Annotated in this window: 9 protein-coding genes and 2 pseudogenes; 5 read left to right on the top strand and 6 right to left on the bottom strand. The window is 70.6% G+C overall.

Translation table 11 applies throughout. From position 1 onward, the window contains the following. The 4 genes from SACAZDRAFT_RS22410 to SACAZDRAFT_RS08625 form a co-directional block, all read right to left on the bottom strand. The coding region (locus tag SACAZDRAFT_RS22410) for a 2-oxoglutarate dehydrogenase E1 subunit family protein (RefSeq protein ID WP_005440648.1) at positions 1-351 on the bottom strand (351 nt) is incomplete at its 3' end. A 249-nt stretch (positions 352-600) separates the two neighbouring features. Further along, positions 601-4,359 carry an ABC transporter ATP-binding protein gene (locus SACAZDRAFT_RS08635; protein ID WP_005440646.1) on the bottom strand — a complete coding sequence of 1,253 codons (3,759 nt, stop codon included), beginning with the start codon at positions 4,357-4,359 and terminating at the stop codon, positions 601-603. Between the two features lie 23 nt (positions 4,360-4,382). Further along, on the bottom strand, positions 4,383-5,279 hold the full coding sequence (locus SACAZDRAFT_RS08630; RefSeq protein ID WP_005447393.1) for an ABC-2 transporter permease: 897 nt from the start codon (positions 5,277-5,279) through the stop codon (positions 4,383-4,385). After that, positions 5,279-6,367: an ABC transporter ATP-binding protein gene (locus SACAZDRAFT_RS08625; protein ID WP_005440636.1), complete on the bottom strand. Its 1,089-nt coding sequence runs from the start codon at positions 6,365-6,367 to the stop codon at positions 5,279-5,281. The genes SACAZDRAFT_RS08630 and SACAZDRAFT_RS08625 overlap by 1 nt, the downstream gene beginning before the upstream one ends. Before the next feature lie 472 nt (positions 6,368-6,839). On the opposite strand from SACAZDRAFT_RS08625, the pseudogene SACAZDRAFT_RS08620 reads away from it, so the two are divergent. The 3 genes and pseudogenes from SACAZDRAFT_RS08620 to SACAZDRAFT_RS24070 all read left to right on the top strand — a co-directional run bounded on the left by SACAZDRAFT_RS08620 (position 6,840) and on the right by SACAZDRAFT_RS24070 (position 8,159). Continuing rightward, positions 6,840-7,784, top strand: a pseudogene (locus SACAZDRAFT_RS08620) (zinc-binding dehydrogenase). Next, positions 7,781-7,912, top strand: a pseudogene (locus tag SACAZDRAFT_RS23220) (aldo/keto reductase); the annotation flags it as partial. The pseudogenes SACAZDRAFT_RS08620 and SACAZDRAFT_RS23220, both read left to right, overlap by 4 nt. Positions 7,913-7,940: 28 nt before the next feature. Next, on the top strand, positions 7,941-8,159 hold the full coding sequence (locus SACAZDRAFT_RS24070) for an aldo/keto reductase (RefSeq protein ID WP_198283931.1): 219 nt from the start codon (positions 7,941-7,943) through the stop codon (positions 8,157-8,159). A 5-nt stretch (positions 8,160-8,164) separates the two neighbouring features. Here the strand turns inward: SACAZDRAFT_RS24070 and SACAZDRAFT_RS08615 are convergent, their stop codons facing one another. Continuing rightward, on the bottom strand, positions 8,165-8,668 hold the full coding sequence (locus SACAZDRAFT_RS08615; RefSeq protein ID WP_005440634.1) for a hypothetical protein: 504 nt from the start codon (positions 8,666-8,668) through the stop codon (positions 8,165-8,167). Positions 8,669-8,714: 46 nt separating this feature from the next. Continuing rightward, positions 8,715-9,302 carry an SACE_7040 family transcriptional regulator gene (locus SACAZDRAFT_RS08610; protein ID WP_005440632.1) on the bottom strand — a complete coding sequence of 196 codons (588 nt, stop codon included), beginning with the start codon at positions 9,300-9,302 and terminating at the stop codon, positions 8,715-8,717. Positions 9,303-9,457: 155 nt separating this feature from the next. Between SACAZDRAFT_RS08610 and SACAZDRAFT_RS08605 the strand changes: the two genes are divergently transcribed. Then, positions 9,458-10,255: an SGNH/GDSL hydrolase family protein gene (locus SACAZDRAFT_RS08605; RefSeq protein WP_005440630.1), complete on the top strand. Its 798-nt coding sequence runs from the start codon at positions 9,458-9,460 to the stop codon at positions 10,253-10,255. Positions 10,256-10,544: 289 nt separating this feature from the next. Further along, on the top strand, positions 10,545-12,158 hold the full coding sequence (locus tag SACAZDRAFT_RS08600; RefSeq protein ID WP_005440628.1) for a carboxyl transferase domain-containing protein: 1,614 nt from the start codon (positions 10,545-10,547) through the stop codon (positions 12,156-12,158). Positions 12,159-12,162: the final 4 nt, after the last annotated feature.

The following is a 12,162-nucleotide window of genomic DNA, read 5'->3' as shown; positions in this document are numbered from 1 at the left end:
GGCCGCGGCGGACGAAGCCTGCTTCGGCTCCTGCTTGGGCGCGGGCTTCGGGGCCGCGGGCGCGCTCGATGTCGGGGCCTTCGGGGCCTGGGCGGGCTCGGGTGCCGGCTTCGGGGCTGCCTTCGGTTCCGTCTTCGGCGCGGACTGCGTCGACTGACCGTTCGCGGCCGACTTCGGCTCTGCGCCCGTCGCGTCCGGCTTCGCCTGTGCACTCTGGGCGGGTTTGAAGTCGGCAAAGAACTCATGCCAGGCGGCGTCGACTGAAGAGGGGTCGGCGAGGAACTGGTCGTACATCTCCTCGACGAGCCACTCGTTGGGGCCGAACTGTGACGCAGGGCTGCTGCTGGACACGGCTGGGACTCGCCTCTATCCGTCTCGATCTTGGTTTGGTGAATTCGCGACTACCAGGCTAACCCCCGGGTTTCGGCCTGTGTCACCGAACTCGCCCATGACGTGGGTGGAATGGGGGCCCGACAGGGCTGTATCGATAAGGTGAATGTTGTCACAACAACCGGTCATCAAGATCGTTCGTCCTATGGGTGAGAAGTTCGTCCTTCTTCGGGTCGTCGCACCTCCTGTCACCGTCTTCACAGTGCTCCTTCACGCCGAGTGACGCCACATCTGCGCGTACAGCCCGTTCGCCGCGACGAGCTCGTCGTGGCTCCCGCGTTCCACGATACGTCCGTGGTCCAGCACCACGATCTCGTCGGCGCGTGCCGCCGTGGCCAGCCGGTGGGCGACCACGAACGTCGTGCGGGCCGACGCGAGCCGGTCGGTGGCCCGCAGCACGGCCGCCTCGGTGGCCGGGTCGAGCGCGGCGGTGGCCTCGTCGAGCAGCAGGACGTCCGGGTCCACCAGCTCCGCCCTCGCCAGCGCCACCAGCTGGCGCTGCCCGGCCGAGAGCGAGCGGCCCCGTTCGCCGACCTGCTGGTGGAAGCCGTTCGGCAGGGCGGCGACGGCCTCCAGCGCCCCGACCGCGCGCACAGCGGCCTCCACCTCGGCGTCGGTGGCGTCGGGCCTGCCGTACCGCACGTTGTCGGCCACCGTGCCGGAGAACAGGTGCGACTCCTGCGGCACCAGCCCGATCCGGCCCGTGAGCTGCTCCGGGTCGTAGTCGCGCACGTCGACGCCGTCCAGGCACACGTGGCCCCGGGTGGCGTCGTAGAAGCGCGCGATCAGCTTCACCACCGTCGACTTGCCGGCACCCGTCGCGCCCACGAGCGCCACCGTGGTGCCCGGCGACACGTGCAGGTCGACGTCCTGCAGCGCGGGCGTCTCCGCGCCGGGGTAGTGGAACCCGACGTTCACGAGCTTCACCTCGCCCCGCAGCCGGGCCGGTACCGGCACCGGGTTCTCGGGCGGGGGCACCGACGTCGGTGTGCGGAGCAGGTCGCCGATGCGCCGGAGGCCGACCTTGGCCTGCTGGTAGGCGTCGAACACGCTCGACAGCTGCTGTACGGGCGAGAAGAACAGGCCGAGGTAGAGCAGGAACGCCATGAGCACGCCGATGGAGAGGGTGCCGTCGGCGACCCGGGTGGCTCCGGCCACCAGCACCACGGCCTCGGCCACGCCCGAGAGCAGGGTGACGAACGGGAAGTACGTCGCCACGTAGCGTTGCGCGCGCAGTCGCGAGCGCCGGTAGGCGTCGCTGCGCGAGGCGAACTGCTCGGCCGAGCGCTCCTCCCGGGTGTAGGCCTGGGCGACCCGCATTCCGGAGACGTTCTCCTGCATGTCGGCGTTGACGGCGCTGACCCGCTCGCGCGCCTCGGTGTACGCGGCGGACGCCCGTCGGCGGAACAGCACCGTGGCCACCAGCAGGACCGGCAGCACGGCGAAGACGTACAGCGCGAGGCTCACGTCGGTGACCAGCAGCGCCACGCTGATGCCCACGAGCGTGAGCACGCTCACCACGGCGGTCGCGAGGCTGGTCTGGAGGAACGTCGACAGCGCGTCGATGTCGGTGGTCATCCGCGTCATGATGCGGCCCGCGAGCTCGCGCTCGTAGTAGTCGAGGCCGAGTCGTTGCAGGTGGGCGTAGCTGCGCACGCGCAGCAGGTAGAGCACCGACTCGCCGCTGCGGGCGGTGAGCCGCGTCTGGGCCCACACGGCGACCCAGTCGACCGCGATCACCACCGCTCCGGCGAGGGCGGCCAGCCAGACGGCGGACTCCACACCCACCCGCACACCGTCGTCCACACCGCGCTCGTACAGGGCGGGCACGGCGATGGCGGCGAGCGCGTCGACGGCCACGAGCGCCACCACGGCCGCCAGGATCGGGCGCACCGGGCGGAGCAGCCTCCACAACCGGAAGTGCGGGTCCTCCGCCGTGGGGTCCTCGCCGGCGAGCCGGGGTTCGCCGGTCGCCGGGGGCAGGCGCCGCACCCGTTCCAGCAGGTCGGGGGTGGGCGGCAGGTCGAGCGAGGCCCGCGAACCCGGGCCGACCGCCGGGGCCGTCGTGGTCGCCCTGCTCACCGCGGTGTCTCCGGTCTGCGTGCCGTCCTCGTCCGCCTTGTCCTGCTTCGGCCAGAGCTGCGGGGTCACACCGCTGCCGTCGCTCGCCAGGTCGGTGTGCCGGTGAATCGCCTCGACGTCGTCGCCCGGCCCCGACACGAGGTCGCGGAAGAGAGCGCACCGCTGCCAGAGCTCGTCGTGCGTGCCGACGTCGACGACCCGCCCACCGTCGAGGACCGCGATGCGGTCGGCCAACGCGAGCGTGGAGCGGCGGTGGGCGATGAGGATCGTGGTGCGCGAGCGCGTCACGCTGCGGAGCGTGTCGTGGATCGCGGACTCGGTGACGGTGTCCACCGCCGACGTCGCGTCGTCCAGCACGAGCACCCGGGGATCGGTGAGCAGAGCCCGGGCGAGGCCGAGCCGCTGGCGTTGCCCGCCCGAGAGGGTCAGGCCGCGCTCACCCACCTGCGTGTCGTAGCCGTCGGGCAGGGCGCTGATGAACTCGTGCGCCTCGGCGGCCTTCGCGGCGGCCACGACCTCCTCGTCGGATGCGTCCGGCCTGCCGTAGGCGATGTTCTCGCGCACCGACGTCGAGAACAGGAACGCCTCCTCGAACACGACGCCCACGGTGCGCCGGAGGTCGGAGAGCGCCAGCTCGCGCACGTCGACCCCGCCGAGTCGCACTGAGCCCGCGTGGGGGTCGTAGAAGCGGGGGAGCAGCAGCGAGATCGTCGACTTCCCGGAGCCTGCGGTGCCCACGAGCGCGAGGGTCTCGCCCGCCCGGGCCTCCAACGACAGTCCCCGGAGCACGGGATCGGTGCGCGTGTAGCCGAACCGCACGTCGTCGAAGCGCACCGACAGCGGACCCGGGGGTACGGGCCGGGGGTGAGCGGGGTCGACGACCTCGGGTTGGGCGTCGACGAGCTCGTTGACCCGTTCGACTCCGGCACGGGTGAGCTGGGCCTGCACGATGAGGCTCGCGAGCATCCGGGCCGGACCGACGAGCGCCGAGACGTAGGTGGCGAACGCCAGGAAGGTGCCGAGGCTGATCTCGCCACGCAGGGCGAGGATCCCGCCGACGGCGAGCACGGCCACCTGGCCCGCCGCGGGAAGCGCCGAGGTGGTGGCCGTCGGGACCGCGGCCAGCCGCGCGGCCCGCAGGCGTTCGGCGTAGAGCCTGCGCGCCTTCCCGGACAGCGTCGTGACCTCCCGAGACGACTGCCCGAAGCCCTTCACCACCCGAACCCCGGTGACGGTCTCCTCGACCTGCTGGGCGAGGTCGGCCGCCCGCTGTTGCGCCGACCACGTGGCGGGGAAGAGGCGTTTGCGGCTCACCGCGACCACCACGCCCACGGCGGGAGCCACCACGAGGGCGATGAGGGTGAGCAGCGGCGACATCCACAGCATCGCGCCGAGCGCGAGGAGGGCGAAGACCACGGAGCCCGCCGACAGCGGAACCTGCATGAGGAACCCGGTCACCAGCTGCAGATCGGTGATCGCCCGCGACACGATCTGCCCGGTCTTCATCGAGTCCTGCTTGCCGCCGTCGAGGCGGGAGACCGACGCGAACACGTCGCGACGCAGGTCGTGTTGCACGTCGAGGGCGAGTCGGCCGCCGAGGTAGCGGCGTGCGAACGCGCTGCCGAACGCCAGCAGCTGCAGGCCTACCAGGCCGCCCGCCAGCAGGGTGAGGTCGGAGGTGTCACCGGCGACCGCGCCGTCCACGGCGGCACGCACGAGCAGCGGCGTGGCCGCCTGCAGGCCCACTCCGACGACCGCCGCGGACAGCGCCAGCACGACCAGCACGGGGTGCCGCCAGCAGGCCGACGCCAGCCGCCTGATCCAGCCGCCCCGGGAACGGGAAGAGGGGCCGTGGGTGGGTGACAGTGTCGGTGCTCTGCTCTCCACTCACGACCCCTCTTCGTCTCGCGTCAGGTGATGTCGCGGTTCTGGTTGGCGGCCCAACCACTACCGAAGAACAGCATGGTCCATGCGAAGAAGATGAGGGCGGAGGCCCACCACGAGAAGGCACCCGGAGCGCCCGCGAAGAACTGCATGCCCCACTGCAGGCCGTCGTCGATCTGGTCGATGTGGGCCGACATCGACGACCCGATCGCCCCGAACGCCTCCGCACCGACGGCACCGACGATGCCGTTCAGCGCCCCGTTCGGCAGCACGCCGCCGAGCCAGTCGAGTTCGGCGGAGAAGAACGCCACGAGCACGAGGATGTTCTCGATCAGCAGCATCCACAGGCACAGGAACACGGTCGGGCCGGTGACGCTGTTCCACACGGCGCCGAGCCCGACGCCGAACAGGGTGCCCAGGATGGCCGCGAGCAGCCCGGCCCCGGCGATGCCGAGCCACTGCCCCGCCGAGGGCAGCCCGGCGCTGTCCACGGTGATCGCCGTGCCGATGCTCGCCGCCCCGACGGCGATGACGCCGTAGAAGAGGCCCCACACGGTGAACGTGACCATCTTCGCGCTGAGCACGGACGCGCGGTTCGGTGCCGTGAGGAACGTCGTGCTGATCGTCTTGTTGCGGTACTCGCCCGCGAGAGCCGTGACGCCGAACAGCACACCGAAGAACACGCCGATGTTGATCGCACGCCCGAGCGAGAGCAGCCCCACCGGCATGGTCGCGACGTCGATCCCGAGCAGCATCGCCAGTTCCTGCGCGTCACTGCTGCCGAGGAACTCGTTGAAGTCGTTGACGCTGGCGCCCCAGCTCAACGCGAACACCAGCGAGGCCACGAAAGCCGGAATGGCCAGCGCCCACCACAGGTTGAGGCTGAACGTCTTGCGGAACTCCGCCTTGATCAGGTTGCCCATCACTGCTGCTGACCTCCCCAGCCCTGGTTCGGCTGCGGTTGTTGACCGGGTTGCTGGTAGTTCTGCTGGTACGTCTGCTGCGGGGTCTGCTGGTACTGCGCGTACGGGTTGGGCTGTGCTGCCTGGGGCGCGCCGGGCTGGGCCCAGTTGCCCTGGGCGGGCTGTCCGGGCAGTGGGGCTCCGGCGTACTGACCCGAGGTCAGCTGGAAGAACAGCTGCTCCAGGTCGGCCTTCTGCTCCTCCATGCCGTACACGGCGATGCCCGCCTTCGCGGCGACGTCGCCGATCTGCTGCACCGTCGTCCCGGCCACCGCCACACGGCCGTCCGCCGTGGGCTCGACGTCGGTGATGCCGGCCTCGCGCAACGCCGTCGCGAGCCCGGACGCGTCCGCGGGCTGCACCAGGACCCGCGAGCGCTGGCTCTGGCGCAGGTGCTCCAGCGGCCCGAAGTAGCGCGTCATGCCCGCACTCACGATGACCACCTGGTCGATCGTCTGCTCGACCTCCGACAGCAGGTGGCTGGAGACCAGCACCGTGCGGCCCTGCGCCGCGAACGAGCGGAGGAACGTGCGCAGCCACGCGATGCCCTCGGGGTCGAGTCCGTTGGCCGGTTCGTCGAGCACCAGAACCTGAGGATCACCGAGCAGCGCCGTGGCCAACGCGAGTCGCTGGCGCATGCCGAGGGAGAATCCGCCCGCCTTGCGGTGGCCCGCGGGGCTGAGGCCCACGAGTCCCAGCACCTCGTCCGCGCGCTGGTCCGGCACCCCGATCGCCGCCGCGTACACGCGCAGGTGATCGCGTGCGCTCCGCTTCGGGTGGAAGCTGCCGTTGTCGAGTACCGAACCGACGACGCGGGCGGGGTTGCCCAGTTCGTGATGCTGCCGACCGTTGATGGTCGCCGTGCCTGCCGTCGGGCGGACGAGCCCGAGCAGCATTCGCAACGTGGTCGTCTTACCGGCGCCGTTCGGGCCGAGAAAGCCCGTGACGCTGCCGGGTTCCACCGTGAAGCTGAGATTCTGCACCGCGGTGACGGCGCCGAACTGCTTGGTGAGGTTCTGCACCGCGATGCGGCCGCTGCCGTCGTGCATGCTGCCCTCTATTCCTTGTGATCGTGCGCTTGGCTCGCGCCATCCTGCCGTACTGGCTGTTTGGACGATCAACGGGAGGCGTCGGTCTCGGTCGATTTCGCGCCGAGGACATCCCAGGTCGGGCCGAACTGGACGAATCACCACGGTCGTCACTCCGTGGTGGGAAAAAAACACGGGGTGACTCCCGCCCCCGAGCGGCGAAGTCGGAACTTATTGCTTAAGCTGGGTGTCGGCGGCCCGCTCCCGGTGACCCCCAGGCTGGTAGAGCGGGCCGCCCCTTCTTCTGCGTCGAGTTCCGTATCACAACGGACCGGCGCTTCTTCTCTTCTCGCGTGTTCCTCGTGCAGGGACTCCGTTTTCCCTGTGCTCGTCCGCCTTCCCGTGGTGCCGCCTGCTGTGATCTTGACCTCCAGTCGAGTCGAGGTTGCAGGCTGGTGACCGGCGGAGAGGAGTGCCCGTGCGAGTTGTGCGCATGACCGCATTCGGTGGTCCCGAGGTCCTGGTGCCCGGAGAGGCCCCGGATCCGGACCCGGACGCGGGACAGGTGGTGGTGCGGGTGGCGTACGCGAACATCACGTTCGTCGAGACCCAGTACCGGCGGGGCCCGTTCGGGCCCTTCTAGGTGGAGCCGCCCCTGGTGCCCGGCAACGGTGTCGGTGGGGTCGTGACCCGGGTGGGGACGAAGGTCGACCCGGGCCTGATCGGTGAGCGGGTGGTCGCGAGCCTCACGGGTTCCGGTGGCTACGCGGAACAGGTCGCGGTCGACGCCGCGGCGCTGCTTCGGGTGCCGGACGGGGTCGGGCTCGACGACGCGGTGGCGGTGTTGGCCGACGGGCGCACGGCTCTGCTGGTGCTCGACTCGGCCGGTGTCGGCGAGGGCGAGCGGGTGTTGGTCGAAGCCGCTGGGGGTGGCGTCGGGAGCCTGCTGGTTCAGCTCGCCCGCGCGAAGGGAGCCACGGTCGTCGCGGCCGCGGGGGAGGGTCGCAAGCGGGAGCTCGCCGCCGATCTCGGCGCCGAGGTGACCGTCGACTACCGCGACGACCGGTGGATCGAGGACGTCCGCCGTCGGACGGGAGGGGTGGACGTGGTCTTCGACGCCGTCGGCGGGGCCGTGGGCCGGGCCGCCTTCGACCTGCTCGGCCCGGGTGGACGGTTCGTGCCCTACGGTGCGGCCGGCGGTGTGTTCACGGAGGTGCCCGCCGAGCTGGCGGACGAACGCGGCATCAGCGTCGTGTCGTGGTCGCCCGGCGAGCCCTCGCGCCTGCGTGACTACGCGCGGCAGGCACTGACCGAGGTGGCGCAGGGGCGGCTCCGACCGGTGATCGGGCAACGGTTCCCGTTGGAGCGGGCGGCGGACGCGCACGCCCTCATCGAGTCGCGCCAGGCGCTCGGCAAGACGCTGCTGGACGCGCGATGACGGCGCCGACGTTCCGCATCGGCGGAGAGCTGGAGGTGGGTCGGCTCGGGTTCGGCGCGATGCGCCTGCCGACGGAGCCGGGCCCCGCCCGGGAGGGCTCGATCGCGGTCGCTCGGCGGGCGGTCGAACTCGGTGTCACGCTGATCGACACCGCGTATCTGTACGGCGGGGGAGCCAACGAGGAACTGCCCCACGCAGATCGCGCTCGCCTGGCTGCTCGATCGCTCTCCGGTCGTCGTCCCGATCCCCGGCACCGCCCGCATGCGTCACCTGGAGGAGAACGTCGCCGCCGCGCGCGTCCGACTGGATTCTGCCCAGCGAGCCCGTCTCGACCGCCTGGCCGCCCCGGGGACGGACGCCGATGGAAGGAGCTGAGGCGGCTACTCGCTGAAGACGGACTCGATCCAGCGCGGTACGGGCAGGTCGCGTTCGAGGCATTCGGTCGCCAGCCGCAGCGTCCAGTGCAGAGCCGCGAGCACCACGCTGTCCACCTCGTCGGGCGCGGCGTTGGCGAGCGCGATCTCCACCTGGTCGGCGGCGGCGTCGGTGTTGCCGTGCACCTCGGCCAGCAGCGTGCGCACCGCGGTCCGCATCGCCGGGTCCGCCTGGTCGATCGAGACCTCCTCGCCGGTCTCGTCCAGCACCTGCACGCGGACCGGCCGCTCACCGCCGTCGCCCAGGGTCGAGATCATGGCGCTGCACGCGCCGAACAGTAGGAGGATCAGTTCGCGGGTCTCCGGAAGTGCGCTGCGCAGGCCGTCCGGTCCCACCGCCGCGAGCGCGTCCTCCTCGTCGGCGAGCGCAGCGGCCACCAGGGCGCGTTGTGCTGTGCGCAGCAGCGCGTCCTCGTGTCCGTGGTCTTCGTCGGCCCACACGGGTCCCATCCAACACGAGATGGGTCGACTTCGGTGCCGCCCGCCAGGGTGATCGTCACTTCGCGGCGTACAGGGCCCCGAGGGCCAGCGTGGTCAGCAGGTCGGCGAGCTCGTCGTCGGGCAGGTGACGGCTGTGCGGCGTGGAGTTCATCAGCCCGAACACGGCGTGCGCCGCCGAACGCGCGCGGTCGTCGCCGAGCCCCGGCACCGCGGCCTGCAACACCGACACCCACACCTCGACGTAGCGGCGTTGCAGCGCCCGGACCTCCTTGCGGTCCGGCTGGGACAGATTGGCCAGGTTGCGTTCCTGCACCGTGATCAACGCGGGCTGGGAGAGGGCGAAGTCGACGTGGAAGCGCACGAGCCCGGCCAACACCTCATCGGGTGAACCGCCGTCCTCGGCGCGCGCCCGGCCGCCGTCGAGGAGATAGTGGCTGATCGACGTGAGCATCTCGCCGAGCATCGCGTCCTTGCTCCGGAAGTGCCGGTACAGCGCCGGGCCGGAAATGCCGACGGCCGCGCCGATCTCGTCGATGCCGACGCCGTGGAAACCGTGCCGCGCGAACAGCTCCGCGGCGGCCGCGAGGATCTGGTCGCGGCGAGTCGTCTTCTCGCCGCGGACGAGCGGAGAGTCCGAAGGCACATCGACACTCTAGCGACCGTCGTTAGCAGCTGTTAACGAGTCCGCCCGACTTCTGGCTTGGTCCGGTCGGGTCATGTCTGGTTCGCACGCTTCTGTCGTGAGCTGGCCACCTGATAAAGCTTCGAGCGGCCAAACACTGACGAAAGGTGCGCCCTATGAGAGTGCGGACTCGGCGGTTGTTCTCAGTTCTGATGGTGTTCGCGTTCGCGCTCGTGGGAGGCGCCGTCTCGGCTGCGGCCGCGCCCGCCGACGTGAACTACGTCGCCCTCGGCGACTCCTACTCGTCCGGTGTCGGCGCGAAGGACTACGGAAACTCCGGCAACTGCATGCGCAGTGCCAACGCCTACCCCCAGCTGTGGGCGAATTCCCACAGCGTGTCGAGCTTCAAGTTCGTCGCGTGCTCCGGCGCGGTGACGTCCGATGTGATCAGTCAGGCTTCGGCCGTCGACTCCAGCACCACGTTCATCACGGTCTCGGTGGGCGGCAACGACGCCGGGTTCGCCGACGTGATGACCACCTGCACGACCACCTCCGACAGCGGCTGCATCGCCCGCGTGGAGGAGGCGAAGACCTTCGCCAGGAACACGCTGCCCGGTCGGCTCGACAACGTGTACAGCACGCTGAAGAGCAGGGCGCCGAACGCCCAGATCGTGGTGCTCGGCTACCCGCACTTCTACGAGATCGGCGGCTCCTGCAGCGTGGGGCTGAGCGACACGAAGCGCGCGGCCATCAACTCGGGCTCGGACACGCTGGCCGAGGTGACGTCCGCTCGCGCCGCGGCGCACGGGCTGACCTTCGTCGACATGCGCCCCGCGTTCGACGGCCACGAGATCTGCGCCTCCGGTGAGCGTTGGCTGCACAGCCTCACCTGGCCGGTCGTGGAGTCGTACCACCCGACCGCCAACGGCCAGAGGCTGGGCTACTACGCGGCTCTGCAGGGTGTCACGGGCTGAGTCGCCGCGTCCATTCCACAGACCGAGCAACGGCCGTCGCACCGCTGGGTGCGGCGGCCGTTGTCGTGTCTGCACCGTGTCCGCGCCTCCCGCACGCGTGTCCGCACTCCACGTATGGGTGTTCGCACTTTCGGTACGGAGTCGTCCGCAGGCTGGTGGGCGAGCCGAGGCCGGGGCGTACGGGAACTGCGAACACGCGTGCGTGGCTCGCGGACACGGCGCTGGACAGGGTGGTTAGTGGGCGCTAACATATTCACGAGAAGTTAACGGGTGCTAACTTGGTGGTGTGATGGACACTCCTGCTCTCGCCAGTGCTGTCGACACCCGAGGTGAGTCCTACGCGCGCAACGTCGCTCACCACGAGGAGTTGGTGTCCGACCTGCGCAAGCGGCTGGCCACCGTGCGTCAGGGCGGCCCGGAGAAGGCGCGCACCAAGCACGTCGAGCGGGGCAAGCTGCTGCCGCGCGACCGGGTCGACGCGCTGCTCGATCCCGGCTCCCCGCTGCTGGAACTGTCGCCGTTGGCCGCGAACGGCCTCTACGACGACGAGGCGCCCAGCGCGGGCATCATCACCGGTGTCGGCCGGGTGTCCGGGCGGGAGTGCGTCATCGTCGCCAACGACGCCACCGTCAAGGGCGGCACCTACTACCCCATGACGGTGAAGAAGCACCTCCGGGCGCAGGAGGTGGCGCTGCACAACAACCTGCCGTGCCTGTACCTCGTGGACTCGGGCGGCGCGTTCCTGCCCAAGCAGGACGAGGTCTTCCCCGACCGGGAGCACTTCGGGCGCATCTTCTACAACCAGGCGACGATGTCGGCGCGCGGCATTCCGCAGATCGCCGCGGTGCTCGGTTCCTGCACGGCGGGCGGCGCGTACGTGCCCGCGATGAGCGACGAAGCCGTCATCGTCCGCAACCAGGGCACGATCTTCCTCGGCGGTCCGCCGCTGGTGAAGGCCGCGACCGGCGAGGTCGTGACGGCGGAGGAGCTGGGCGGCGGGGACGTGCACGCGCGCGCCTCCGGGGTCACCGACCACCTGGCCGCGGACGACGCCGACGCGCTGCGCATCGTGCGCTCGATCGTCTCCACGCTCGGTCCGCGCTCGCCGCGCCCGTGGGACGTGGCGCCCACCGAGGCGCCGGCCGTGGACCCCGACGAGCTGTACGGCGTGGTGCCCGCCGATCCGCGCACCCCGTACGACGTCCGCGAGGTGATCGCCCGGGTCGTCGACGGCAGCCGGTTCGCCGAGTTCAAGAAGGAGTACGGCGCCACGCTCGTCACCGGGTTCGCGCGCATCCACGGTCACCCGGTGGGCATCATCGCCAACAACGGCGTGCTGTTCTCCGAGTCCGCGATGAAGGGCGCGCACTTCATCGAGCTCTGCGACCGGCGGTCGGTGCCGCTGGTCTTTCTACAGAACATCACCGGCTTCATGGTGGGTCGCGACTACGAGGCGGGCGGCATCGCCAAGCACGGCGCGAAGATGGTCACGGCCGTGGCCTGCGCGCGGGTCCCGAAGTTCACCGTGATCATCGGTGGGTCGTTCGGCGCCGGGAACTACTCGATGTGCGGGCGGGCGTACTCGCCGCGGTTCCTCTGGATGTGGCCGAACGCGCGGATCTCGGTGATGGGCGGAGAGCAGGCCGCGTCCGTGCTGGCCACCGTGCGCCGGGACGGCCTGGAGGCGCGCGGTCAGGAGTGGTCCGCCGAGGACGAGGAAGCGTTCAAGGACCCCATTCGTGAGCAGTACGAGGCGCAGGGCAACCCGTACTACTCGACGGCTCGGCTGTGGGACGACGGTGTGATCGACCCGAAGGACACGCGCACCGTGCTGGGGCTGGCGTTGTCGGCGTCGGCCAACGCGCCGCTCGAACCGGTGAACTACGGCGTCTTCAGGATGTGAGGGG

Source organism: Saccharomonospora azurea NA-128 (assembly GCF_000231055.2).
In the GTDB taxonomy this organism is placed as follows: Bacteria; Actinomycetota; Actinomycetes; order Mycobacteriales; family Pseudonocardiaceae; genus Saccharomonospora; species Saccharomonospora azurea.
The sequence above is the reverse complement of the archived record's forward strand: the minus strand, read 5'-3'. Positions and strand labels throughout refer to the sequence as shown.